The following is a 23,588-nucleotide window of genomic DNA, read 5'->3' as shown; positions in this document are numbered from 1 at the left end:
CTCCTGGGGACGTCGACTGCTGCATCCTCCGAGGCTAAGCCCGACTCGGCGCCCGAACGCGGCGTGACGCGGTGCTCCCGCGGACTCGGCCCCGAGCCGCCCCTGTGGAGGAGCGTCTCAGTGCCGGCGGTGGTCCTGGATCGTCATCCTCGGACCCTGCCGCGGCTTCCGCACCCCGCTACAGCCGATCAGCCGGATCACCCGCTGCCGGTGGCCGCGCCACGGCTCCAGCAGCTCCAGCATCCCGTCGTCGTCGACCCCGAGACGCCCGGTGAGCGCGAAGCCGACCGCCGCGGCAAGGTGGTAGTCGCCCACGCTGACCGCGTCCGGGTCGCCGTGTGCGCGCATCATCACCTCGGACGCCGTCCACGCTCCGACCCCCGGCACCGACTGCAACCGCCGCGCGACCTCCGCGCCGCCCCGCCCGAGAGCGAGCGTCCGCTCGAGCCCGGAGGAGACGAGCGCCGCAGTGAGGAGCGTTCGCGAGCGCCGCGGATCGACTCCCGCCCGGTGCCAGTCCCACGACGGCACGCGACGCCACTGCTCCGCACTCGGAGCCACATGCAGGGCGACGGGCCCGGGCGCAGGCTCACCATGCAGCCGAACGAGCGAGCGGTAGGCGCGCCACGCCTCGGTGCTGGTGACCTTCTGCTCCAGGATCGACGGCGCGAGCATCTCGAACACCAGGTTTGCGCGGGTGAGCCGCAAGCCGACCGAGCGCCGGAGCACCTCGGCGAGCGGCGCGTGCGCCGACAGGTCGAGCCCGCTCCAGTCGTCGCCGTGGCCAAGCAGCTCGGGGACCCGGTCGATCAGCCACTGCGCTCCGTCGCCCCAGGCGCGCGCGTGCACCGCCCCGTCGACCGCCTGCCGCAGATGCAGGGTGCCCGGCCCGAACGGAGTGCGGAACGCGCGCCAGAAGCCGGATGCGTCCACGAGCATGGTCGGGTCGCCCGAGCCACGCAGCAGCGTGCGGAGGGTGAGCCCGAGACTCACCGGTTCTGCCGGCGCGTACACCGTCGCCCACGAGGACTCGGGAGTGGGGGCGGCGATCGACACGCAGCGATGCTAACCGGCGGCTCCGACACTGCGGCAGACGCTCTCCGTAGAACCCCTATTCACGACGTGTTCGGAGCGACACGCCCGGCGGTTTGGTTCAGGGGGCATGAAAACATGCGCGGATTGAATCCGCCGTTTTCACTGGTCAGCCTGCGGATCCCGGGCGTAGCTTCGCGATGTCGCGGCGGCGCTCCAGCCGTCTGACACCCGCCTATCACTGGAGATGCGCACATGTTCGACACGACCTTCATCCGCAACGCGATCGTCAAGAGCTCTGAGACTGCTCTGGACCGTCGCCGCTTCTTCGAGGCCACCGGCGTCGCCGGCCTCGGCATCGGAGCCGCAGCCCTCGCCGCGCCCACCGCCTCCGCCGAGGAGGTCGCTGCCAGCGGCCCCAGCGACGCCTCGATCCTCAACTTCGCCCTCAACCTCGAGTACCTCGAGGCAGAGTTCTATCTGCGCGCCGTTTACGGCGACGGCCTCGGCGGCTCGGACGTGACCGGAAAGGGCACGCCCGGCGGCGTCATCGGTGGTCGCCCCGTCGACTTCAAGACCCCGTGGCTCAAGAGCTTCGCCACCGAGGTCGCGAACGACGAGAAGGCGCACGTCAAGTTCCTCCGCTCGGCTCTGGGCACGTCGAGGGTCGCCCGCCCGGCGATCGACCTCAGGACCAGCTTCACCGCCGCTGCGACCGCTGCGGGTCTGATCAAGGCGGGCGGGTCCTTCGACCCGTTCGCGAGCGAGGCCAACTTCCTGCTCGGCGCGTTCGTCTTCGAGGATGTCGGAGTGACCGCCTACAAGGGCGCCGCTCCCCTCATCCAGTCGAAGACCTACCTCGACGCAGCTGCCGGCATCCTTGCGGTGGAGGCGTATCACGCCGGTGCCATCCGCTCGGCGATCTACGCCGCTGACCTGTCCGACTCGGCGAACAAGCTCTCCGACGCTCGCGACAGCCTCGACGGCAAGACCGACCTCGACCAGGGCGTCAAGGTCAATGGCCAGGCGAACATCGTCCCGACCGACGGCAGCTCCATCGCGTTCAGCCGCACCCCGGGCCAGGTCTTGAACATCGTGTACCTGAACCCCAAGGCCTCGCGCACCGGTGGATTCTTCCCCCGCGGCGTGAACGGCGAGCTGAACACCAGCCAGGCCAACTAGCACTGAGCACGACGACGGGCCCTTCCTCGAGGCGGCGAGGAAAGGCCCGTCCTCGTCCGCGTGCACATCCGTTCACCGGGTCCTCTAACCTGAGCGGGTGAAGATCGGGATCCTGACCTCCGGTGGCGACTGCCCCGGCCTCAACGCCGTCATCCGCGGTGCCGTGTACAAGGGCATTAAGGTCTACGACCAGGAGTTCGTCGGCTTCCGCAACGGCTGGCGCGGCGTGGTCGACGGCGATTTCCTGTCGCTGGGTCGACCCGAGATCCAGGGCATCGCCAAGCAGGGCGGCACGATCATCGGCACCAGCCGCACGAACCCCTTCGAGGGCGAGAACGGCGGACCGAAGAACATCGCAGAGATGATGGCCCGCAACGGCATCAATTCGATCATCGCGATCGGCGGCGAGGGCACTCTCGCCGCGGCCAAGCGCCTCACTGATGCGGGCTTGAAGATCGTCGGCGTCCCCAAGACCATCGACAACGACCTCGGCGCCACCGACTACACCTTCGGCTTCGACACCGCCGTCGGCATCGCGACCGACGCGATGGATCGCCTCCGCACCACCGGCGACTCGCACGGCCGCTGCATGGTCGCCGAGGTCATGGGGCGCCATGTCGGTTGGATCGCGCTGCACTCCGGCATGGCCGCGGGCGCCCACGTCATCCTGATCCCCGAGAAGCGCACCTCGCTCGACCAGATCGTCGAGTGGGTGCAGAGCGCTCAGGACCGGGGCCGCGCGCCGCTGGTCGTCGTCGCCGAGGGCTTCTCGCTCGACACGATGGACGACGCCCACTCCGAGCGCGGCCTGGACGCCTTCGGTCGGCCGCGCCTGGGCGGGATCGGCGAGCTCCTCGCTCCACTGATCGAGGAGCGCACGGGCATCGAGACCCGCGCGACCACGCTCGGCCACATCCAGCGCGGCGGAACGCCCACCGCGTTCGACCGCGTCCTCGCGACCCGCCTGGGCATGGCCGCGATCGACTCCGTCGTGGCCGAGCACTGGGGCCGCATGGTCGCCCTGCGGGGCACCGACATCTACCACGTCGACTTCGCCGAGGCGCTCGGCACCCTCAAGACGGTCCCCGACGCCCGCTACGAGGAGGCGCGCACCCTCTTCGGGTAGCACCGCTCAGTAAACCTCCGGGTTGTCCTGCCCTAGGTATGAATTGCGACGCCCGCGAGGGTACCGCTACCGCACTGAGAGAAAAAGATGGAGATTCATCAATGGAGGAGTTCCGGGCACGGCTTGAAAGGATGCAAGCATGGAAGGCGAGTACGTCCTACGGGCTCGGGACGGCCAGTACTCGCGTCGAGTCATCCGACCTTGTTGTGGCGTCTGTAGCGTTCGTTGAGTCGCTCTATCCGGAAAGCGTCGCCGGTCAAACAACCCTGGAATACGGCGTGGATCCCGAAAAAGTTGATTCTTGGGTTGCAGTACCACCGTCGATAAAGTTACTCGATGACACAATCGAGAAAATCCGACAGGCAGGCGACCAGCGACACCTTTCGCAGCGCCGAAATCTGCCAGAATTCGAGACGCGTGATATCGACGATGCAACGTGGGGAAACAAGCCGGTAGGCGCCCTCTATACCTCCAGCTCCGACGGAGAGTTCCCGGGAATGTGGTTCGCCCACTTAGCCGCGCGAGACACCTTGGACGACGTTCACTCGTGGAAAGTGGCCCGATCGCCGGCCGGTAAGAGTCTGATCATTCGTTCTGCGACTCAATGGTGTGAGTTCTCAATCAAGTACAGTGGTGCGGATGGAATCATCCAATGGCGACGCGTGGCAGACAAATATTCTCGCGTGTGCGTGACCGCACTCGCGGTGGCGCGAATAGATTGTTTTGAGTTCGCCTATCGAGGACGTACAGTCATGCCAGTTTTCTGGGGAGTGGAGACTACCGTCTGGCTACGCGCCGGCGTCCTCCTAGCCGAACGGGCCACCCTGAGTTAAGGCGGCCCGTTCGGCTATGTTCAACTCTGTCGGCTAGTTCTTGACCCCCACAATTGTCCAGGTTGTCGTACCGTAGCCGATGTCAGTCGCACTGGTCGTCCCGGTCACCTTCTTTACGTTTCCGCACGCCACAGCGATGTTTGGGCTATATTTATTGGCTGTCTGCGGAGTAGGTGTGTAACCGGCTGGGAAGTGAACCAGGACATCCGCCTGCGATCTGAATGTCGCCGGGCCGTCTGAGCACGGCTTCGCTCCGACGGAGGATCCACGGCTGACGTTGAAACTATCGAAGGTCTGCGACGCGACAGTGTTGTTGCTCACCTTTTGAAGTGACGTCTTGATGTAGATCTCCGCCACCGTTCCAGTGCAAGTGACGAGACCTTGAGCGCTGATCGTTCCGTTTACGTGGCCGGACTGGTGCGGATTGTCCAGCGAGACTGTGCATGTGATCACATTCCCCCCAGGCCCTGTCGCAGCTTCCGCGGCCGTTGCTCCCGAGAAGATCAAGCCGAGTGCAACGGTGAGAACGGCGATCGTTCGTTCCACTGTACGAACCGTCATTCGTATTATCCTCCCATTTCCAAGATGGAAACTTTCGAAGAAATTGCCCTGAACGCAAGTGCGAGGAGGGTTATTCAGGTGCCGTATTGAGTGATATCGGCGCGCCTCGAAAAAGCGGCCGTTCTTTCTTGTAAGAATTTAGTTACTACGCTGAATTCCCAGAAAGAACGGCCGCGCCTGAAGGGTACAACAGGACTGAACCGTGAGGAAAGTCAGGATCTTGCCGAGCGGGTTCTGCGACACGTCACGGCCTCGGAGTTGGCGCCTGATTGGCCACCGATCCTCGGACTCTACGGCTCTCTCGTCCTCACCGTGACCTATGTGCGACGGAATTCTGCTCAGGTCGAGCTTGCCGAACGATATGGCGTGTCGCAGCCGACGATCTCTCGAGCCATCTCCTCGCTCACCGCGTGGATCGCTGCGACCCTGCACGATGACATGCCGACCGCGGACGACCTCGACGTGAACGGTCAGTACATTGTCGATGGCACCCTTCTACCCTTGCCGGTCCTGGGTGAACCGCCCCACGCTCTGGTCCGGTAAGCACTCCACCACGGGCGTGAACGTCCAGGTCGCGTGTGACCTCATCGGCCGTCTCGCCTGGATCTCCGACCCCGTCGACGGACACCGCCACGACATCGCAGCCCTTCGCCCAAGCGGCGTCCTCGAGGGCATGAAACCGCAGAACCCTCGAATGGGAACACCACTTCAATAAAGAGGTGAACTCGATCCGCTACCAGCTCGAACGAGCCATCGCCCACCTCAAAAACTGGCGCATCGTCTTAAAGGGGGAAAATTCGGGGTACAAAGTGGAGTGTTGATGCTCGATCTTAGGCTGTCGGCCCGAGCAGACCTTCTGCGCGCCCGGCTCAGGAGCACCCTCTTGCCACATGACGGTAGAGGACTCCGCGATCGTATTCGGACACCCCATTCCGGGGCTCTGCCCTCCCTGACGGATCCTTGGCCGTACTCTGGCGCGGTGGACTCAAGCACTACCAACATGATCCTTACCGTCGCGGCCTCGCTTCTTGGTGCACTCGTAGGAAGTCTCGTCGGTCACCTGCTGACGAAGTCTCGCGAGCAGGAGTCTCAACGCCGGACTCTCCGCATTCAGTACCTCATCCAGGCCTACCATTCGATCGCGAACGCCGTCGACCGAGAGGCAGTGACGCGCGAGCAGATTCAGGCGGCGGAAGACGCGGTGATCGACATCGTGTTGCTCGGCAAGTGCGAGGAGATTCGAGCGGTCGAGACCATCCAGAACACCGGGAACAAAGAAGGCTTCCGTTTGAAGCCCGTCATGGACGCGCTCCGCGACAGCCTGAGGAAGGAGTTGCGGCTTCCTCCGGTGGAGACGAAAGCCGTCTACCTGCGGTGGGCGCCCGCCAATCTGGCGCCATCGAAGCCGCTCGACGTTTCCGTGGTCCTGGCAACTCCGATCACCGGGCAACATGTGCAGACGGGCAGCGTTCCAACGAAGTCGCAGTCGAGCGAACATCCGGCAGGCTCAGGAAGCGGATCCTTATCGGGAGACACAGACCCGCGCCCATCGGCGAGCTAGTCTTCCCCACGTTCAAGACTCAGTCGCCCCCCTGGGGGCCAGAGACTTGCTCGCGAGCAGGAGCGGCCGTTGCGCCCAGGTTATGACGCTGAGTATCTTCGGGACGGAAAGGACATCACGCCCGGGCTTGTTTGGGAGAATCAACGGGTCAGGGGAAGCTCGCCCTCGCTCCGAATGCACTGCACGACGCCGCGAATCGGCAACGATGGTCCGAATCTCGCGTGCGAAGGGTGATTCGCCCCGGGTAACGCCTACCCGCCCGCCGCGCGTAACCCCGTCGCGCCGCTCGGCGTCGCCGTCACCACGATCTGCGCCCGCGCGAGCGTGTGGAAGGGTGCAGTGACGCCCAGGATCGCCGGCGTTGATTCCGGATCGAGGTCGAGCGACTCGACGTCGAGCGCGTGCACGACGATGAAGTAAACGATGGCACGACAGGGGATCGACTCGATCATCGCGATCGGCGGCGAGGGCACTCTCGCCGCGGCCAAGCGCCTCACTGATGCGGGCTTGAAGATCGTCGGCGTCCCCAAGACCATCGACAACGACCTCGGCGCCACCGACTACACCTTCGGCTTCGACACCGCCGTCGGCATCGCGACCGACGCGATGGATCGCCTCCGCACCACCGGCGACTCGCACGGCCGCTGCATGGTCGCCGAGGTCATGGGGCGCCATGTCGGTTGGATCGCGCTGCACTCCGGCATGGCCGCGGGCGCCCACGTCATCCTGATCCCCGAGAAGCGCACCTCGCTCGACCAGATCGTCGAGTGGGTGCAGAGCGCTCAGGACCGGGGCCGCGCGCCGCTGGTCGTCGTCGCCGAGGGCTTCTCGCTCGACACGATGGACGACGCCCACTCCGAGCGCGGCCTGGACGCCTTCGGTCGGCCGCGCCTGGGCGGGATCGGCGAGCTCCTCGCTCCGCTGATCGAGGAGCGCACGGGCATCGAGACCCGCGCGACCACGCTCGGCCACATCCAGCGCGGCGGAACGCCCACCGCGTTCGACCGCGTCCTCGCGACCCGCCTGGGCATGGCCGCGATCGACTCCGTCGTGGCCGAGCACTGGGGCCGCATGGTCGCCCTGCGGGGCACCGACATCTACCACGTCGACTTCGCCGAGGCGCTCGGCACCCTCAAGACGGTCCCCGACGCCCGCTACGAGGAGGCGCGCACCCTCTTCGGGTAGGGCGGATCGCGACGAGTCGCACAGCGGCGTATCACGACCGACTCGCTCAACCCTTCGCGCCGTCCGGGGTCGCCGTCGCCACGATCTGCGCCCGCGCGAGCGTGTGGAAGTGGGCGTTGAAGCCGAGGATCGCAGGAGTCGACTCCGGATCCAGATCCAGCGACTCCACGTCGAGCGCGTGCACCACGAAGAAGTACCGGTGCTCGCGGTCTGGCGGGGCCGCTCCGACGAACTGGCGCAGCCGCATCTCGTTAGGGAGCGTCTGGGCGCCGGCCGGGAGCAGCTCGAAGCCGGCGGCTCCGGCTCCGGTGGGCAGCTCAGTGGTGTCGGCGGGGAGGTTGTAGAGCGCCCAGTGCCAGAACCCGGAGCCGGTCGGCGCGTCCGGATCGAACACGGTGACGGCGAAACTCTTGGTCTCGGCCGGCGCTCCCGACCAGCGCAGCTGCGGCGAGACGTCCTCGCCGCCGGAACTCTCGCCGTACTGACGGGCGGACAGGGGCGCTCCGTCGGCGATGTCGTCGCTCTCGAGCGTGAAGGTCGGCACCTCGCCGAGGCGGGCGTAGGGGTCATAGGTCCAGTCGGACATCCGGTTCTCCATTCGGGAAAGGCGGGCGGGGCCCGCGACCTCAGCCTAGGAACCCGCTCCGGCCCGCCGAAGGGCTTGCGGAGCAGGTCACGACCCGAGATAGCGTCCCGGCCGGTGGTTGAACGCCAGCACCAGGTTCAGCACGACGACGCCCGCCGCCGAGATCAGCACGTTCAGCGCCGGCACCACCAGGAGCGCCGCGGCTACCACGCAAGCGTCGAGGGCCATCATCACGTAGCCCGCCCGCCAGCCCAACCGTTCCTGCGTGATCAGCGCGACGACGCTGAATCCGCCCAGGCTCGACCCGTGCCGGACGAGGATGAGGAGCCCGATCCCCGCGAGGATATCGCCCGTGAGCACCCCGTAGACGGGCTCGATCCGCAGCTCACTGAACGCGAGCGGATGCAGCCCGGCCAGGAGCGAGACCAGCACGATCGAGAACATCGTCCGCAGCGTGAACCGCCAGCCCTTCTTCCCCGACGCCGAGGCGCTCGGCCGGTGCGCCTGCTGCGCGGCTCCGACGAGCCGCATGCGCAACTGCACCCAGCCCTCCTGCCGCGCGCAGCTCGTGGTGTGCGCGGACTGCGAAGCCACGGTCTGCGCCGCGCATGCGGGCTCTACGCTCGTTCCATGAGCATCGAAGCCCGCGGACGCACCCTTGTCGACCTCCACACCGCCCCCGAGCTGCTGCAGATGGTGAACGTCTGGGACGTCATTAGCGCGACCACGATCGCTGCGCTCCCCGAGACGCGCGCGCTCGCGACCGCGAGCCACTCGATCGCCGCGACATTCGGCTACGAGGACGGTGAGCGGATCCCGCTGGAGCTGCACCTGGGCATGATCGAGCGGATCGCCGCCGCCGTCGAGGTACCGGTGTCGGCCGACCTCGAGGCCGGCTACGGCGACGCGGGCGAGACAGTCCGCCGCGCGATCGAGGTGGGCGTCGTGGGCGCAAACCTCGAGGACCAGGCGAAACCGCTCCCCGAGGCACTGCGCGCGGTCGAGAAGGCCGTCGCCGCGGCCGAGGAGGAGGCAGTGCCCTTCGCGCTCAACGCCCGCACCGACGTCATCCTCCGCGCCGGCGAGCGCGACCGCGGCGAGGTCCTGGCCGACGCGATCGAGCGCGGCCGCGCCTACCTCGACGCCGGAGCGACGTGCTTCTTCGTGCCCGGCCTGCTGCAGGACGTCGAGCTGGAGGCCCTGGTCGGCGCCCTCGGCCGGCACCGCGTCAGCGTCATCGGCGTCCCCGGATCACAGTCCCCCGCCCGCTTCGAGGAGCTCGGGCTCGCCCGGGTCTCGTACGGCCCGTGGACGCAGCGCGTCGCCCTGACCGCGCTGCAGGATGCGGCCGTTGCGCTCTACTCCGGCGGAGCCCTCCCCGAGGGCGTCCGGCCCCTGAACTGACCGCCCGGGCACGGGCGGGCGGGCGTAGCGTGGGCCCATGTACCGAGCCATCGTCGTCGAGCGGCACTCCGACTCCGACACCGACACCCCGAATCGAGCCCGCCTCCTCGAGCGCGACGACCCCGACCGCTCGCACGGCGACGTGTCGATCGCCGTCGAGTACTCGAGCGTCAACTACAAGGACGCGCTCGCGCTGGCGGGAAGGCCGGGCATCGTGCGGCGCACCCCGCTCGTCGCCGGCATCGACCTGGTCGGTACCGTGGAGTACGCGGACGGCGAGGCGGGCGAGCGCTTCGACTCCGGCGACCGCGTGGTGCTGAACGGCGCGGGTCTCGGCGAGCGCTACGACGGCGGGCTCGCCGAGCGGGCCCGGGTCGACTCCGCGTCGCTGCTGCGGTTGCCCGGCGCGATCTCGTCGGCGCGCGCGGGCGCGATCGGTACCGCGGGCTTCACGGCGATGCTGGCCGTGCTGGCCCTTGAGCGGCACGGCGTGCGCCCGGGCAGCGGGCCGGTACTGGTGACGGGGGCCTCCGGCGGAGTCGGGTCGCTGGCCGTGGCGCTCCTCGCCCGGTTGGGACACGAGGTCGTCGCCTCGACCGGTCGGCTCGGCGAGCACGGCGCTGTGCTGCAGCGCCTCGGCGCCGCCGACGTCATCGACCGCGCCGAGCTGCACGAGGGCGGCAAGCCGCTGCAGTCCGAGCGGTGGGCGGGAGCCGTGGACTCCGCCGGCTCGCACACCCTCGCCAACGCCCTCGCGCAGACGCGTTGGGGTGGGACCGTGGCCGCGTGCGGCCTCGCGCAAGGCCCCGATCTGCCGGCGAGCGTCATGCCGTTCATCCTGCGCGGAGTGACGCTCGCGGGCATCAACTCGGTGCAGGCCCCGCGCAAGCTCCGCGAGGAAGCGTGGCGCCGGCTCGCCCATGACCTCGATCTCGAGCTCCTCGACGGCCTGACCACCACGGTGCCGCTCGGCGGCGCCGTCGATGCCGCGGAGCACCTGCTTGCGGGCCGTTCGCACGGTCGGACGCTGGTGGACGTCCGCGCCTGACGACGCAACGTCAGCTGAGAGGCCGTCTCATCCACCATCGTCGATGAGACCGTCTCTCAGCTGACGTTGTGCGGCGGCGAGGCTACTCCGCGGCCTCGGTGGCGCCGCTCGGCTCGGCCGACGCGTGCTCCACGGACGGATCGGGACGGGCCGCGCGCTGCTTGGCCGTGCTGCGGGACTTCGAAGACGGCTTTGCGGCGGGCGCAGGCTCCGCGGCAGCCGCCGCCTGGGTCCGCTCCGCCTGCTCCGCGACCTCGGGGAGGATCACCGGATCGTCGGTGTCGATCACGGGGATCGCCGCGGTCGTGGTGCCGAGCTGGAGCGCCGCGATCAGCTCGGGCGCGTGCTTCGTGCTCACGATCAGTCGGGAGTAGTCCTCGTCGACCAGGTCGATCACAACGGCGGACGCGGTCCGCTTGAGCAGCAGGAAGTCCCTACCGCCGTGGAACTTCCAGGTGCCGGCCGCGAGGGTGAGCGGCACCGCGGTGCCCGGCGCGCTGACGCCGCGGACCCAGATCCAGGGGTCCTCCGTGACCGTCGCTGAGCGAATGTTCGCCCGGTCGACAACGATGTCGCTGCGGTGGAACGCGAGCAGGCGCTCGGCCACGGTGAGGCGAAGTTCGAGGCGGTCGGGGAGCACGGTCACGACGGGCATGCCCCTAGTCTGCCCGCCGCCTGCCGCCGGGTCAGCGCTGGATCGCACAACGATGCTCGATGGCGAGCGTCGGTGGCAGCATGGTCGGATGTCGATGGATCCGGACGAGGCGCTCCTCTTGGACGCTTTGCTGGCCGAGCAGCAGGCCGGGATGCGGCTCGACACGGCGCGGCTCGAGGCCTCGCTCGTCGAGCTCCTGCGCGATCGCGCCGACGGCACCGCCGACGACGAGCACGACCCGGAGGGCACTCCGTTGTCGGCCGAGTGGTCGCGGATGGCCGGAGTGCGCGACGCCCTGGCGCGCACCTCGCGCGAGTTGGACGCGGCTCGCGCCCGACTCGGCGCGGGCGCGTACGGCGACTGCGCCTCCTGCGGCCGCCCGATCGGCGCTGCCCGCCTGGCGGCCCGGCCCACGGCTGAGCTCTGCATCGACTGTGCCCGCCGAGCGGAGTCGCGAACCCGCTGAGCACGCCGGCGCGGTCGCTTCAGCCGCGCTGCCCGCCTGAAAGCCCCACAGATTCCGGCGCGGGGAAATCCGGTTTCTCCTGCGAGCATTCACATCCGGCCGTATCCCCCGAATAGGGCAGGCCCTCCTCCCCCTTCGAGAGGTACCCCTGCGATGACCGAGACGTCGACCGCCCGATCGACCGGCGCCCCTCCCGCCCCCGACAAGCGCGCCTGGCACTCGCTGATCGTCCTGCTCGCGGGCAGGTTCATCGCCCTGCTGGACACGACCATCGTCAACGTCGCGCTGCCCACCATCCGCACCACCCTCGACGCCTCGGAGTCGACGCTCTCCTGGATCATCTCCGGCTACGCCCTCGCGTTCGGTCTCGCGCTGATCCCCGCTGGCCGCCTCGGCGACCGCTTCGGACACAAGTGGGTCGTCGTCAGCGGAGTCGCACTGTTCACCGTCGCGAGCGTCGCCTGTGGTCTCGCAGCCGACGACGCCCAGCTGGTCGTCGCCCGCGTCGTCCGGGGCCTCGCCGGCGGCATCGTCGTCCCTGCGGTCACCGCATACATTCAGCTCGCCGCGTTCGCCCTGGTGTTCGTGCTGCCGAAGTCGGTCTCGCGCCGGAGTTGACGCCGCGTGTCCGGACTCCGCGAGCGGACGGCCGGGCACGCCGGAACGGACGTCTACGCCCGAGCGGCGGCAGCAGCCTTCGCGGCCCTCGGCAGCGCGTCCACGATGCGTCCGATCGCCGCGTCGTCATGCGCGGCAGAGACGAACCAGGCCTCGAACACCGACGGCGGCAGCGAGACGCCCGCGTCCAGCATCGCGTGGAAGAACGCCGGGTACCGGAACGACTCCTGCGCCTGCACCTGCGCGTAGTCGCGCACCGGGCCGCCCAGATCCGTGAACAGGAAGCTGAAGAGATTCCCCGCCGTCTGCACGGTGTGCGCGACGCCCTCGGCGCTCAGTGCTGCCGAGACCTCCCGCTGCAGCGTCCGTGCCGTGGCGTCAAGAGCGGCATAGACCTCGTCATCGGCCAGTTGCAGAGTCCTGATGCCCGCCGCCACGGCGACCGGGTTCCCGGAGAGCGTACCCGCCTGGTACACCGGCCCTAGCGGGGCGAGGTGGTCCATCACGTCTGCGCGACCGCCGAGCGCCGCGACCGGCATCCCTCCGCCGATAACCTTGCCGAAGGTGAAGAGGTCGACCCGATACGGAGTCTCGGCGTCGCGGTTCTCGAGCCCCCACCAGCCGCCGGCGCTCACCCGGAAGCCGGTCAACACCTCGTCCATGATCAGCAGCGACCCGTTCGCGTGCACGAGGTCGGCGAGGATCGCGTTGAACCCCGGATCGGGCGCGACCACACCCATATTGGCGGCGGCCGCCTCAGTGATGACCGCCGCGATGTCCGGGCCGCGCGTGGCGAGCACCGCGCGGACCGCGTCCAGGTCGTTGTAGGGCAGCACGATCGTCTGCGCCGCGGTCGCCGCAGTGACGCCGGCGGAGGCGGGGAGCGAGAGGGTCGCCAATCCGGAGCCGGCGTCGGCGAGCAGTCCATCGGAGTGGCCGTGGTAGTGGCCGGAGAACTTGATCAGCAGGTCGCGGCCCGTGACGCCGCGGGCGAGGCGGATCGCCGTCATCGTCGCCTCGGTGCCCGTGGAGACCAGCCGGAGCTTCTCGATCGGCGAGACCCCGCCGGCCGTGATGCGCGCCTCGACCAGCTCGGCGAGATCCGTCTCCGCCGGAGTGGACGCGCCGAACGAGAGGCCGCGTGCTGCCGCCTCCTGGACGGCGGCGACGACCTCCGGGTGCGCGTGCCCAAGGACGGCGGGGCCCCAGGAGCAGACCAGGTCGACGTACTCGCGGCCGTCCGCATCCGTGATGTACGGGCCTCTCGCAGAGACCATGAAGCGCGGGGTCCCGCCGACCGAGCGGAAGGCTCGCACGGGCGAGTTGACGCCTCCGGGGATCGCGTGCCGGGCACGCTCGTACAGGGTGTCGTTCGCCGAGCTGGTCACTCCTCCAGGGTACGTGCGCTGCCCGGGGCCCTTTCCCGCGAGGGGCGGTTTCTGACCGGATGCCGAGCGCCGCCGCGGGGCTACCGCAGCAGGTCGCGGGCGATCTCAACCGCCCAGTAGGTGAGCACGGCGTCGGCCCCGGCCCGGAGGATGCCGGTCACCGACTCGAGGATCGCCGGCTCGCGCGAGATCCACCCGTTGGCGGCCGCGGCCTCGATCATCGCGTACTCGCCCGACACCTGGTACGCCCACACCGGCACGTCCGAGACGGCCGCGACGTCCGAGAGCACGTCGAGGTAGCTCATCGCCGGCTTGACCATCACCACGTCGGCGCCTTCTGCGAGGTCGAGGGTCGCCTCGCGCAGGCCCTCTCGGCGGTTCGCCGGGTCCTGCTGATAGGTGCGCCGATCGCCCTCGAGCGTGGACTGCACCGCCTCGCGGAACGGGCCGTAGAAGCTGGAGGCGTATTTCGCCGAGTAGGCGAGGATCGCGGTGTCGAGGTACCCGGCCCCGTCCAGGGCGGCGCGAATCGCTCCGACCTGGCCGTCCATCATCCCGGACAGCCCGAGCAGGTGCGATCCGGCCGCGGCCTGCGCGAGCGCCATCTCCTCGTAGCGGAGGAGCGTCGCGTCATTGTCGACGCGCCCGCGATCGTCCAGCACGCCGCAGTGGCCGTGGTCGGTGAACTCGTCCAGGCACAGATCCGTCTGCACGACCAGAGCGTCGCCGACCTCCTCGACGACGATGCGCGTTGCCGCGTTGAGCACGCCGTCCGGGTCCGTCGCTCCGGAGCCGACCGCGTCGCGGGTAGTGGGCACGCCGAAGAGCATCACTCCGCCCAGTCCCGCCTCGGCCGCCTCCGTCACCGCACCGCGCACGCTGTCCAGCGAGTGGTGCATCACTCCCGGCATCGAGCCGATTGGCCGGGCCTGGGTGATCCCCTCGGCTACGAAGAGCGGCAGGATCAGCTGCGCCGGGTGGATGCGCGTCTCTTGGACCAGGCGGCGGAGTGCGGGGGTCGTGCGGAGGCGGCGCGGGCGGATGGCAGTCATGCTCTCCAGCGTAATCCCGCCCGGCAGCGCACCGCCCGGCAGCGCTCCTCCCCAGCGCAGGGCTCAGCGCGTTCTCCACAGTTCACGCCGATCGGCGCCCGCACCCGCGCCGAGTCGTCGATCCTCGTCGCGTGACCGACCTCCTTGCTCTCCTTTCCGCCGCCGGCAGCATTGCCCCCTCGAGCGCGCTCGCCAGCGCTGGAGTACGACGTGCCTCTCTCGAGCACGCGCTGTCGACCGGCCGGGTGATCCGTGTCCGTCGCGGGTGGTACGCGCTCGCGGATGCTCCCGCCCTCGAGCTCGCCGCTGTCCGATCCGGTGGCCTGCTCACCTGCGTCTCCCTCCTGCGGCACCTCGGGCTGTGGACGGTGGAGCGCCCCGCCCTGCACGTCGCCCTCGGCGGGTCATCGGTCCGGGCGGTGCGCGCGGGAACCGTTGGGCACTGGCGCCGATGGCCGGGGCAGGGGCAGCGCTCGTTCGCGCAGGACGGGATCGGCGCCGCGATCCTGCATCTGCTGACCTGCGTGAGCGAGATGGACGCGATCGTCACCATCGACTCCGCGCTGAACACGGGCCTGCTGTCGATGGAGGAGCTCGACGCACTCCGAGCGCTCGCACCGATCGGAAAGAGGGCTCTCTTCGATCTCGTGGACGGGAGGAGCCAGTCGGGCCTGGAGACCAAGACCCGCGTCAGCATGAGGCGACATGGAGTCCAGGTGCGGGCTCAGGTCTTCGTCCCCGGCGTCGGGTACGTCGACGACATCATCGGCGAACGCCTTGTCGTCGAGAGCGACGGATACCGCTATCACTCCTCTCTGGCGCAGTTCCGCGAGGACCGGCGCCGGGACCTCGAGCTCGCTCGGCGCGGCTACCTCTGCCTCAGGCTGGACAACCACCAGATCATGGACGACTGGCCGCGGACCGAGGACGTCCTGCTCACACTGATCCGCAACCGGGAGCATCTCTGGACGCCGGCGCAGAGGCGACGACACAACATCAGCTGAGAAACCGACTCATCCACGATGGTGGATGACAAGCACTCTCAGCTGACGTTGCGTCGGAAGAATCAGCGGAGGGTGCGCTCGGTGGCGACCGCGGCGACCGCGGCGATGAGGGAGGAGGCCGATCTTTCGTCGGCGACCACGTCCACGCGCAGGCCGAAGGCGCGGGCGTCCTTCGCCGTCTGCGGCCCGATCGCGGCGACGAGGGTCGACTCGGGGACCGGGCCGAGCTGCTTCTGCACCTGCTCCGCGACGCTGCCCGAGGTGACGAGGATCGCGTGCACAGCACCGCTGGCGACATCCGCGACGACGCGCTCCTCCACCGGGACCCCGACCGTGCGATAGGCGACCACCGAGCGCACGTCGTGCCCGATGCGGGTCAGCCCCTCGGTCAGCAGCGGCTTGGCGATCTCGGAGCGCAGGGTCAGCACGCGCAGGGGGTGCTGGCCGCCGGTCGCCTCCTCCCACTCGGCGAGCAGGCCGCGGGCGGAGTTGTCCTCGGAGGGGACGAGGTCGACGGAGTAGCCCGCGGCGACCAGCGCGGCAGCCGTGGTCTCCCCGACCGCGGCGACCTTCGTGCTCGCGGGAACAGTCGTGCGCAGGAGGGAGAGGACATCGACGGTGGTGGCGCTCGTGACAGTCATCCAGTCGAAGGCGCCCGCCTCCAGATCGGCGAGGGCCTGTTCGAGCGCGGGGAAGTCGTCGGTCGGCGCGAAGTTGATCATCGGAGCGACGACGGGCGAGGCACCCTTGGCTCGGAGGGCGGCGGCGACACCGTCCCCCCACGGGCCTCCGCGGGGGACGAGGATGCGCCAGCCCTGCAACGGCTTCTCCCACTGGGAGTAGGCGGCGGGGACGATCACGACGGGGCTCCCAGGGGTGCGAGTTCGGCGGCACCCGCACCGAGAAGCGCGTCAGCGAGCAAAGAGCCGCAGCGGAACGCGGCTTCGACGACGGGCAGTTCGCGACCACCATACTGCGAATCCGCTCGATGTCGACCACCGCCGACCGAACCGTTATCCACCGGCTCCGCCACCTCCCGTACGAGGGACGCCGTGCCGTCCGTGGCGAAGACCACGCCGTGCAACACCACGCGGTCGGTTTCCACGAGGGCGGAGGCCCCGATCGGAGCGGCGCAGCCCGCCTCGAGCGCGGCGAGGAGGGAGCGCTCAGCCGTGATCGCGGCCCGGGTGGGCAGGTGCTCGACGGCGGCGAGCGCGGCGCGCAGCTGCTCCGACGGCTCCTCGTCGCGCACCTCGATCGCCAGTGCACCCTGTCCGGGCGCGTGCGGCGACACGTCGAAGCCGAGCAGTTCCGTGATCGCGTCGACCCGACCCAGGCGGCGCAGGCCCGACAGGGCGAGCACGATCGCGTCCAGCGGCGATGCGCTGCCGGGCAACACCCGCCGCAGGCGCGTGTCGATGTTCCCGCGGATGTCCACGATCTCAAGGTCCGGACGCACGGCCAGTAGTGCCGCGCGGCGGCGGGGCGAGCCCGTCCCCACGCGAGCGCCGACGGGCAGAGTCGCCAGGGTGAGGCCGTCGCGTGCGCACAGCGCATCACGCGGATCCTCGCGCTGAGGTACCGCGCCGAGCAGCAGTCCCTCCACCGGGGCGGTGGGCAGGTCCTTCAGCGAGTGCACGATCGCATCGCAGTGCCCCGCGAGCAGCGCGTCGCGCAGCGCACTGACGAAGACGCCGGTGCCGCCGAGGGAGGCGAGCGAGCCGCGCATGCGGTCGCCGTCGGACTCGATGCGCACCAGTTCGACGGGCACCCCCGCCACGGCCGACATCGCGTCCGCCGTCATCCTGGTCTGCGCCACTGCCAGCGCGCTCGCGCGAGTGCCGACTCGGATACTCACGACCGAGGGCTCCCGATCACAGCGCCACTGCGGCGATCACGGCGCCACTCCGGCGAGGGCGGGCTTGAACCCCGCTCGCACGTTCTCGCAGCAGCCGGGGCGGCAGACGTCGTACCAGGGGCCCAGTGCCGTCATCGCTGGACGCTCCTCAGTCGGCACGCCGTTGACGCGCTCGAGGACGAGGTCGATCAGGCCGGAGATGTAGACCGGGTCGGTGCCGGGGGTCGCGACGCGGAGCGCGACGAGACCGTGCTCCTGGGAGGTCTCAAGGGCCTCGTTGTCGAGGTCCCACATGACCTCCATGTGGTCGGACACGAAGCCGAGCGGGACGATCAGCAGCGCGCGACGGCCCCGCACCGGCAGCTCGGCGATGGCATCGTTGATGTCGGGCTCGAGCCAGGGCTGGGTGGGCGGACCGGAGCGCGATTGGTAGACGAGCTGCCAGGGCACGTCCTCCTCGGTGGCGGCGGCCATGACGACCTCCGCGACGGCGAGGTGCTGCGCCTCGTAGGCGCCGCCCGCGCCGAACTCATGCACGTCGACGACGGTGCCGTCCTCGTGGCGCTCGTGAGGACCGCTGCGCGCGGCGTCCGAGCTGGGGATCGAGTGGGTCGCAAACAGCACCTCGACCTCCGTGGCGACGTCGAGGTCGGGCATCCGCTCGCGCAGCTCGTCGAGACCGTCGTGCACCGCCTTCACGAACGGCATCACGAAGCCCGGGTGGTCGAAGAATTGGCGCACCTTGTCGATCCGCAGCTGCCCCTCGAGTCCGGTCGCGTCCAGCGCGGCCGCGAAGTCCTCGCGGTACTGGCGGCAGGACGAGAAGGAGGAGTAGGCGCTGGTCGCGATCGCGAGCAGGTTCGTGAAGCCGCGCTCCTTCGCCTCCGCTACTGCCTCACTCAGGTAGGGCGCCCAGTTGCGGTTGCCCCACAGCACGGGGAGGTCGATGCCGCGGTTGGCGAGCTCGGCCTCGAGCGCCGTCTTCAGCGCGCGGTTCTGCGCGTTGATAGGGCTAACACCGCCGAAGTGGCGGTAGTGGTGGGCGACCTCCTCGAGGCGCTCCTCCGGAATGCCGCGACCGCGCGTGACGTTGCGCAGGAACGGGATCACGTCGTCCTGTCCCTCCGGTCCGCCGAAGCCGGCGAGCAGGATGGCGTCGTAGGCCACGGGGACCTCGACATGCTCGGGACCGGACGCCGCCGCGGGCGTGGCACCGCGGACGAGGATCGGCTCGCTGGTCGTGTCACTCATCGAAGCACCTCGGCGATCTGGTCGGCCTCGATGCGCCGGCCTGTGTAGAAGGGGACTTCCTCGCGCACATGGCGGCGGGCCTCGGTGGCGCGCAGATCGCGCATGAGGTCCACGAGGGTGACGAGCTCCTCGTCCTCCAGGGCGAGGATCCACTCGTAGTCGCCGAGAGAGAACGAGGCGACCGTGTTGGTCAGGACGGAGCGGAACCGCGAGCCCTGGAGTCCGTGCTGGGCGAGCATCGCGCTGCGCTCCTCCTCGGGGAGGATGTACCACTCGTAGGAGCGGACGAAGGGATAGACGCTCAGCCAGCGGGCCGGCGCTATGCCGCGCAAGTAGGCGGGGAGGTGGTTCGCGCTGAATTCCGCGTCGCGGTGCACACCCATCGCGTTCCAGGTCGGCAGGAGACCGACCAGCAGCTCCGTGCGCCGCAGCTCGCGGTAGCCGCGCTGCAGCTCCTCCGGGGCGGGTCCGGTGAGCCAGAGCATGATGTCGGCGTCGGCGCGCAGGGCCGAGACGTCGTAGGTGCCGCGGACGCTCACGCCCTCGTCGGCCAGCTGAGCGATGAGGTGCTCGTACTGCTTCACCGCGGGCTCGACGGCATCGCTGGAGAGGGTGAACGGACGTGCGGGATCCCTGCGAAGAACCGCCCAGAGCGTGTATCCCAGGGCCTGCTCGGAGTGATCCTGATCGGCGGGAGACTGTGGGGCCGCAGCGGCGGCGCTCGTGTCGGGGGCGGACTGAACGGGACCCGCCGTGCCGGCGGTCTGATCGGTCATTGCTCCATCATCCCTCCGCTCGTGCCGTTGCACAAAAGCGGCAGTGGCTCTGGCGCCGAAGGGTCCGGAACGCTAGCGCTCCGGACCCCCGTGGCGCTCAGTCCTCGATGATCTGCTTCGCGATGCCCCAGGCGACCAGGCCCACGGCGGCGACGGCTCCGACCGCTCCCGCGATCAGCGCGGAGGGGTTCTCGCGACGCACGACCTGGAGCTTGCGCCCGAGGTTCCGCTGGGCTGTACGCAGCTTGCGAGGCACGTTGACCTTGTACTCGATCGCGTCGAGAGTCGCGGCGAGCTCGGACCGCGCTCGCTCGATGTCGGCCTTCAGCTGGCCGGGCTTGAGTTCCGCCGGGTCGACGAAGCGGGGCGTACTGCTGCTGACGGATCGTTCAGTTGTCATAGCTGCCCACTCCCTTGAACGCCTGGACGTCCTTCTTGATGCTGTCGATCGACTCCTGCGGCACCGGCGGCACGGCCTTCTTGATCGTGCGCACGCCGACGAGAGCGAGGATCACGGCCACCAGGAGGAAGAAGACGGTAACGATGAGTGCCGACAGCCAGGCCGGCAGCCAGGAGGCGATGCCGATGATCGCGAAGGTGACCAACGTCGCCCAGGCGGTCAGGAGGAGGAAGGCCGCGACCGCGAACAGGGCGACCGCCAGACCCGCGCTCTTGGCCTTGCCCGCGAGCTCGTTCTTGAGCGAGGCGACCTCGGCCTTGACGAGTTCGATCACGAGGCCGGGCAGGTCGCCGACCAGTTCCCCCAGCGATCGGGCGTTCTTCGGATTGCGTTCGTTCACCACGGGAGCTCCTCGAGGGTGGGACGTGCCGGCCGGCGCGCGCCTGGCACGGCCGGAGGGATGAGCACTAGGCCTTGCTGGTGGAGGTGGAGGTTGCCGACCCTCCAGAGCCGCCCGATGCCGCGGCCTCGTCGACCTTGGAAGCGGCCTTGCGAGCGGCGGCCGATGCCTCCGCCTCGCTCGCCCCCTGGGCCTTCTTGCCACCGGACACGGCCTTGACGACCACCGAGCGCACGACTTCGTACGCCTTGTCCGAGACCGTGCTCAGCTGCGTCTTCGCCGCTCCACCGACGGCGCCTGCGACGTCCTGCACGGGCTGCGTCTGCCAGAACTTCGAGGCCGCCGAGGCGATCTGCTCGTACCGCTTGCGGCCGGCGCGTGCTCCCAGCACGTACCCGGCTGCGGCTCCTGCCACGAAAAGAATCTTGCCCTTCACGCCTACTCCTCGTCCTGGGTCGCTCTCGCGATCGTCCACGCGGTCGGTGACCACCCGCGCGGGCACGCCGCGCTCGCGCGGATGCCTGGGCCTAAGAGTAGCCGTCGGCGTCGCGGTTCTCGCTTGGGAGTCCCACGCCTTGACGCACCAGTCGACGCCGGATAAGGGTGGCCGTCTCGGCGGCGTGCGGCAGCACCGAGGCGAGCCCGGTGCCCGCGATCCAGGTGCCGGTCACGGCGATTCCCTCAAGCGGGGCCACCGCCTCGCGGAACGCCTCCAGGTGCGCACGGCGGCCCAGCGCTGCGGCGGGGCGGACGTTGGCCCAGCGCACTCGGGCGGATGCGATGAGCGACGCCGGGTCGAGGGCGACACCCAGCAGCGTCGAGGCGTCGAGCAGCGCGACCGCGGCCGCCTCCGCGTCGGGGCGCCCCTCGAGCGGCGGGTGCTCGCCCGGCCGCCCGTAAGAGAGGCGCAGCACATGGCGCCCGGGCGGAAGGGAGGCGGCCAGCCAGTCCCACTTCGCGGTCGCGTGGGTGATCGCCTTGGCGGTCACATCGGTCGCGGTCGGCGCCACGAGCACCCCGGATCCGCAGGGTGCCGCGTCCAGGCGTGCATCGTCCACCACCAGGGTCACCAGCTCGACCGAGTCGTCGGGCGACTCGTCCGCGCTCTCGGCGACCGCGGGCGCGAGGCTGGCGAGCAGCGCTCGGGCATCTCGCTCGGGCGTCGAGACGATCACCGAGCGCGCGCTCAGCACCCCGTCCACCAGCGTCAGCACGAAGTCGCCGTCAGAACCCTCGAGCCGGTGGACGGCTGCACCGGTGCGGATCTCGCCGGAGAGGTAGTCGATCCGCTGGACGAGCGCCGCAACGAGGCGGTGCATCCCGCCCTCGATCCCCCGGACCGCCACTCCGGCCGGGAGGTTCGCGCGCAGGGCGGCCACGGCTCGGGCGAGCGAGCCCGCACGGGTGAGGGCATTGTTCAGGCCGGGCGCGGCGAGGTCGACGTCGATGTCGTCGGGGCGGCTGGAGTAGACGCCGGACACGACCGGGGCGACGAGATCCTCGAGCACGCGCTCGCCCATCCGCGTGCGCACCAGCTCGGCGAGAGAGCGGGCTCGGCCGATCCGCAGCACCGGCATCAGCGTATCGAGCCAGGCCCGCCAAGCGCCGCGACGGCCGATCGCCCGCACCACGTCGGGTGCGAGCGGAGTCCCGGGGATGCCGAGGACGCCGGCTCGCGGCGACGGGACGGAGCGGCCACCCGAGAGATGCAGCCACGAGCCGTGCGTGTGCGGCTCCACGATCGACTCGGCGAGTGGGACGCCGTCGAGGGTCAGCGCCGCGAGCGCCCGCTCGACGTGACCGCCCCGGGTGGCGAAGCTCTCGGCGCCCGCGTCGAGCTCGACTCCGGCCAGAGTGAGCGGCGCGACCGAGCCGCCGACCCGCTCCCCCGCCTCGAGCACGATGACGCGCAGGCCGATGCGCAAACACTCGGCGGCGGCGGCGAGGCCCGCCACTCCGCCGCCGACCACCGCCACGTCGTACTGCGCGGCGTCGCGCCGACGCTCCTCGCTCACGGCCGCCAGGCGTGCACGAACGCGACGAGGCGCGTCAGCACGTCGGGGTCGGTCTCGGGCGGCACGCCGTGGCCGAGGTTGAGCACATGCGCGGGGGCACTGAGGCCGCGGCGCAGGACGTCGTCGACGTGCGCCTCGAGGGCCTCCCACGGCGCGGTCAGCAGCGCGGGATCCACGTTGCCCTGCACCGGCACGAAGCCGCCAAGGCGGTGGTTCGCCTCGTCCAGCGGGATCCGGTAGTCGACCCCCACCACGTCGGCGCCGATGCCGTGCATCGCCCCGAGCAGTTCCCCCGTGCCGACACCGAAGTGCACGATCGGCACGTTGCGGCGCGTCTCGCCGTGGTCGAACGCCAGATCGCGCACATGCGCGAGGGCGCGGGCGGAGGCGGGCGCGACGTGCGTCGTGTAGTCCGAGAGGGAGAGCGCACCCGCCCAGGAGTCGAAGAGCTGCGCCGCACTCGCCCCGGCGAGCACCTGCGCGCGGAGGAACCGGCCGGTCACCTCGGCCGTCCACTCCATCAGCTGCGCCCACGCGGTGGGATCGGCGTGCATCATCGTGCGGGCCCGCAGGTGGTCCTTCGACGGCCCGCCCTCGACCAGGTACGCGGCGAGGGTGAAGGGGGCGCCCGCAAACCCGATCAGGGGAGTGTCGCCGAGCCCGGCGACCGTGCGGCGCACGCCCTCGCGGATCGGCTCGAGCGTCTCGTCGAGCACGGACGGGTCGATCGACGCCAGCTCGGCGACGTCGGCGGCCGTGCGCACCGGCCTCTCCAGCACCGGCCCCGCCCGGGGACGATGTCGACGCCGACCCCCGCGAGCCGCAGCGGGATCACGATGTCACTGAAGAAGATGCCCGCATCCACTCCGTGCCGCCGCACCGGCTGGAGGGTGATCTCGCTCGCGAGGGCCGGATCGAGGCAGGCGTCGAGCATCTTCGTGTCGGTGCGCAGCGCCCGATACTCGGGGAGGCTGCGGCCGGCCTGGCGCATGAACCAGACGGGCGTCCTCTCGCTCCGCTCCGAGCGGTAGGCACGGAGCAGCGCCGAATCGGCGGTGCGGTCGGCGGAGAGGGGATGCAACGGATCGAGCAGGCCGTCGATGGGGGAGGTCACCGCGGCATTATTCCAGGCGCATCCGTGCATTCCTCCCTCTATCTCGCGCCCCGCCTTCGGGGAGCGCGGGTAC

The 23,588-nt window shown here is 69.8% G+C and carries 27 protein-coding genes and 2 pseudogenes; 13 read left to right on the top strand and 16 right to left on the bottom strand.

What is annotated here, in order from left to right; all coding sequences use genetic code 11:
* Nucleotides 1-117 precede the first annotated feature (117 nt).
* Nucleotides 118-1,056 carry a DNA-3-methyladenine glycosylase family protein gene (locus C1O28_RS00710; protein WP_337189912.1) on the bottom strand — a complete coding sequence of 313 codons (939 nt, stop codon included), beginning with the start codon at nucleotides 1,054-1,056 and terminating at the stop codon, nucleotides 118-120.
* A 231-nt stretch (nucleotides 1,057-1,287) separates the two neighbouring features.
* Between C1O28_RS00710 and C1O28_RS00705 the strand changes: the two genes are divergently transcribed.
* The 6 genes from C1O28_RS00705 (at nucleotide 1,288) to C1O28_RS00680 (ending at nucleotide 6,295) form a co-directional block, all read left to right on the top strand.
* Nucleotides 1,288-2,214 carry a ferritin-like domain-containing protein gene (locus C1O28_RS00705; protein ID WP_097166221.1) on the top strand — a complete coding sequence of 309 codons (927 nt, stop codon included), beginning with the start codon at nucleotides 1,288-1,290 and terminating at the stop codon, nucleotides 2,212-2,214.
* A 97-nt stretch (nucleotides 2,215-2,311) separates the two neighbouring features.
* Complete coding sequence (locus C1O28_RS00700) at nucleotides 2,312-3,340, top strand: 6-phosphofructokinase (protein WP_097166220.1); 1,029 nt, start codon at nucleotides 2,312-2,314, stop codon at nucleotides 3,338-3,340.
* Between the two features lie 101 nt (nucleotides 3,341-3,441).
* Nucleotides 3,442-4,173: a hypothetical protein gene (locus C1O28_RS00695; RefSeq protein WP_127821383.1), complete on the top strand. Its 732-nt coding sequence runs from the start codon at nucleotides 3,442-3,444 to the stop codon at nucleotides 4,171-4,173.
* Nucleotides 4,174-4,824: 651 nt separating this feature from the next.
* Complete coding sequence (locus C1O28_RS00690) at nucleotides 4,825-5,277, top strand: hypothetical protein (protein ID WP_127821382.1); 453 nt, start codon at nucleotides 4,825-4,827, stop codon at nucleotides 5,275-5,277.
* Entirely contained in the window at nucleotides 5,219-5,449 is a 231-nt protein-coding gene (locus C1O28_RS16000) for a transposase family protein (protein ID WP_097166219.1), read from the top strand. Before C1O28_RS00690 ends, C1O28_RS16000 begins: the two co-directional genes overlap by 59 nt.
* 285 nt (nucleotides 5,450-5,734) lie before the next feature.
* Nucleotides 5,735-6,295: a Sec-independent protein translocase family protein gene (locus C1O28_RS00680; protein ID WP_104248910.1), complete on the top strand. Its 561-nt coding sequence runs from the start codon at nucleotides 5,735-5,737 to the stop codon at nucleotides 6,293-6,295.
* Between the two features lie 251 nt (nucleotides 6,296-6,546).
* Here C1O28_RS00680 and C1O28_RS00675 read toward each other — a convergent pair whose 3' ends face one another.
* Nucleotides 6,547-6,702 (bottom strand): YbhB/YbcL family Raf kinase inhibitor-like protein, encoded by a 156-nt coding sequence (locus C1O28_RS00675; RefSeq protein WP_202129625.1) that lies wholly within the window; start codon nucleotides 6,700-6,702, stop codon nucleotides 6,547-6,549.
* Between the two features lie 16 nt (nucleotides 6,703-6,718).
* On the opposite strand from C1O28_RS00675, the pseudogene C1O28_RS00670 reads away from it, so the two are divergent.
* Nucleotides 6,719-7,480: pseudogene (locus C1O28_RS00670) on the top strand (ATP-dependent 6-phosphofructokinase); the annotation flags it as partial.
* Nucleotides 7,481-7,526: 46 nt separating this feature from the next.
* On the opposite strand, the gene C1O28_RS00665 reads toward C1O28_RS00670, so the two are convergent.
* Both C1O28_RS00665 and C1O28_RS00660 read right to left on the bottom strand, forming a co-directional pair.
* A complete protein-coding gene (locus C1O28_RS00665) occupies nucleotides 7,527-8,066 on the bottom strand; it encodes a YbhB/YbcL family Raf kinase inhibitor-like protein (protein ID WP_097166217.1) in 540 nt (179 codons plus the stop codon).
* Between the two features lie 87 nt (nucleotides 8,067-8,153).
* On the bottom strand, nucleotides 8,154-8,609 hold the full coding sequence (locus C1O28_RS00660; protein ID WP_258058636.1) for a YitT family protein: 456 nt from the start codon (nucleotides 8,607-8,609) through the stop codon (nucleotides 8,154-8,156).
* Here C1O28_RS00660 and C1O28_RS15995 point away from each other — a divergent pair.
* Genes C1O28_RS15995 through C1O28_RS00645 form a run of 3 tightly spaced genes read left to right on the top strand, consistent with a single transcriptional unit; the run spans nucleotide 8,596 to nucleotide 10,518 of the window.
* Complete coding sequence (locus C1O28_RS15995; RefSeq protein ID WP_258058637.1) at nucleotides 8,596-8,700, top strand: hypothetical protein; 105 nt, start codon at nucleotides 8,596-8,598, stop codon at nucleotides 8,698-8,700. The two genes, C1O28_RS00660 and C1O28_RS15995, sit on opposite strands and share 14 nt — an antisense overlap.
* Nucleotides 8,697-9,470 carry an isocitrate lyase/PEP mutase family protein gene (locus C1O28_RS00650; protein WP_097166216.1) on the top strand — a complete coding sequence of 258 codons (774 nt, stop codon included), beginning with the start codon at nucleotides 8,697-8,699 and terminating at the stop codon, nucleotides 9,468-9,470. Before C1O28_RS15995 ends, C1O28_RS00650 begins: the two co-directional genes overlap by 4 nt.
* Nucleotides 9,471-9,507: 37 nt before the next feature.
* Complete coding sequence (locus tag C1O28_RS00645; RefSeq protein ID WP_097166215.1) at nucleotides 9,508-10,518, top strand: MDR family oxidoreductase; 1,011 nt, start codon at nucleotides 9,508-9,510, stop codon at nucleotides 10,516-10,518.
* Nucleotides 10,519-10,600: 82 nt separating this feature from the next.
* Here the strand turns inward: C1O28_RS00645 and C1O28_RS00640 are convergent, their stop codons facing one another.
* Nucleotides 10,601-11,173 carry a hypothetical protein gene (locus C1O28_RS00640; RefSeq protein WP_181024603.1) on the bottom strand — a complete coding sequence of 191 codons (573 nt, stop codon included), beginning with the start codon at nucleotides 11,171-11,173 and terminating at the stop codon, nucleotides 10,601-10,603.
* A gap of 88 nt (nucleotides 11,174-11,261) precedes the next feature.
* Here C1O28_RS00640 and C1O28_RS00635 point away from each other — a divergent pair, with 88 nt between their 5' ends.
* Complete coding sequence (locus tag C1O28_RS00635) at nucleotides 11,262-11,639, top strand: TraR/DksA family transcriptional regulator (protein ID WP_097166214.1); 378 nt, start codon at nucleotides 11,262-11,264, stop codon at nucleotides 11,637-11,639.
* 153 nt (nucleotides 11,640-11,792) lie between these two features.
* A complete protein-coding gene (locus tag C1O28_RS00630; protein WP_237398166.1) occupies nucleotides 11,793-12,257 on the top strand; it encodes an MFS transporter in 465 nt (154 codons plus the stop codon).
* A 53-nt stretch (nucleotides 12,258-12,310) separates the two neighbouring features.
* Here the strand turns inward: C1O28_RS00630 and hemL are convergent, their stop codons facing one another.
* Both hemL and hemB read right to left on the bottom strand, forming a co-directional pair.
* Complete coding sequence (hemL, locus tag C1O28_RS00625) at nucleotides 12,311-13,645, bottom strand: glutamate-1-semialdehyde 2,1-aminomutase (RefSeq protein ID WP_181024604.1); 1,335 nt, start codon at nucleotides 13,643-13,645, stop codon at nucleotides 12,311-12,313.
* 80 nt (nucleotides 13,646-13,725) lie between these two features.
* The gene (gene hemB / locus C1O28_RS00620; RefSeq protein WP_097166213.1) at nucleotides 13,726-14,697 is read right to left on the bottom strand and encodes a porphobilinogen synthase; all 972 of its coding nucleotides are present in this window, start codon (nucleotides 14,695-14,697) and stop codon (nucleotides 13,726-13,728) included.
* 131 nt (nucleotides 14,698-14,828) lie between these two features.
* Between hemB and C1O28_RS00615 the strand changes: the two genes are divergently transcribed.
* A complete protein-coding gene (locus tag C1O28_RS00615) occupies nucleotides 14,829-15,701 on the top strand; it encodes a DUF559 domain-containing protein (protein WP_097166212.1) in 873 nt (290 codons plus the stop codon).
* Nucleotides 15,702-15,763: 62 nt separating this feature from the next.
* Here the strand turns inward: C1O28_RS00615 and C1O28_RS00610 are convergent, their stop codons facing one another.
* The 9 genes and pseudogenes from C1O28_RS00610 to hemE all read right to left on the bottom strand — a co-directional run bounded on the left by C1O28_RS00610 (nucleotide 15,764) and on the right by hemE (nucleotide 23,545).
* Nucleotides 15,764-16,558, bottom strand: coding sequence for a uroporphyrinogen-III synthase (locus tag C1O28_RS00610; protein WP_097166402.1), 795 nt, complete (start codon nucleotides 16,556-16,558; stop codon nucleotides 15,764-15,766).
* Nucleotides 16,558-17,559: a hydroxymethylbilane synthase gene (hemC, locus tag C1O28_RS00605; protein ID WP_097166211.1), complete on the bottom strand. Its 1,002-nt coding sequence runs from the start codon at nucleotides 17,557-17,559 to the stop codon at nucleotides 16,558-16,560. Before hemC ends, C1O28_RS00610 begins: the two co-directional genes overlap by 1 nt.
* Before the next feature lie 36 nt (nucleotides 17,560-17,595).
* Nucleotides 17,596-18,810 carry a ferrochelatase gene (locus C1O28_RS00600; RefSeq protein ID WP_097166210.1) on the bottom strand — a complete coding sequence of 405 codons (1,215 nt, stop codon included), beginning with the start codon at nucleotides 18,808-18,810 and terminating at the stop codon, nucleotides 17,596-17,598.
* Complete coding sequence (gene hemQ / locus C1O28_RS00595; protein WP_097166209.1) at nucleotides 18,807-19,586, bottom strand: hydrogen peroxide-dependent heme synthase; 780 nt, start codon at nucleotides 19,584-19,586, stop codon at nucleotides 18,807-18,809. Before hemQ ends, C1O28_RS00600 begins: the two co-directional genes overlap by 4 nt.
* A gap of 97 nt (nucleotides 19,587-19,683) precedes the next feature.
* Nucleotides 19,684-19,986 (bottom strand): DUF3618 domain-containing protein, encoded by a 303-nt coding sequence (locus C1O28_RS00590; RefSeq protein ID WP_097166208.1) that lies wholly within the window; start codon nucleotides 19,984-19,986, stop codon nucleotides 19,684-19,686.
* Entirely contained in the window at nucleotides 19,976-20,389 is a 414-nt protein-coding gene (locus tag C1O28_RS00585) for a phage holin family protein (protein WP_097166207.1), read from the bottom strand. The genes C1O28_RS00590 and C1O28_RS00585 overlap by 11 nt, the downstream gene beginning before the upstream one ends.
* Before the next feature lie 64 nt (nucleotides 20,390-20,453).
* Nucleotides 20,454-20,822, bottom strand: coding sequence for a hypothetical protein (locus tag C1O28_RS15485; RefSeq protein ID WP_097166206.1), 369 nt, complete (start codon nucleotides 20,820-20,822; stop codon nucleotides 20,454-20,456).
* Between the two features lie 91 nt (nucleotides 20,823-20,913).
* Nucleotides 20,914-22,401 carry a protoporphyrinogen/coproporphyrinogen oxidase gene (locus C1O28_RS00575; RefSeq protein WP_243392045.1) on the bottom strand — a complete coding sequence of 496 codons (1,488 nt, stop codon included), beginning with the start codon at nucleotides 22,399-22,401 and terminating at the stop codon, nucleotides 20,914-20,916.
* A pseudogene (gene hemE, locus C1O28_RS00570) lies at nucleotides 22,398-23,545 on the bottom strand (uroporphyrinogen decarboxylase). The gene C1O28_RS00575 and the pseudogene hemE overlap by 4 nt, the downstream one beginning before the upstream one ends.
* Nucleotides 23,546-23,588: the final 43 nt, after the last annotated feature.

The organism is Rathayibacter rathayi (genome assembly GCF_004011095.1).
Classification (GTDB): domain Bacteria; phylum Actinomycetota; class Actinomycetes; order Actinomycetales; family Microbacteriaceae; genus Rathayibacter; species Rathayibacter rathayi.
This window is presented reverse-complemented; position numbering and strand designations above follow the sequence as displayed.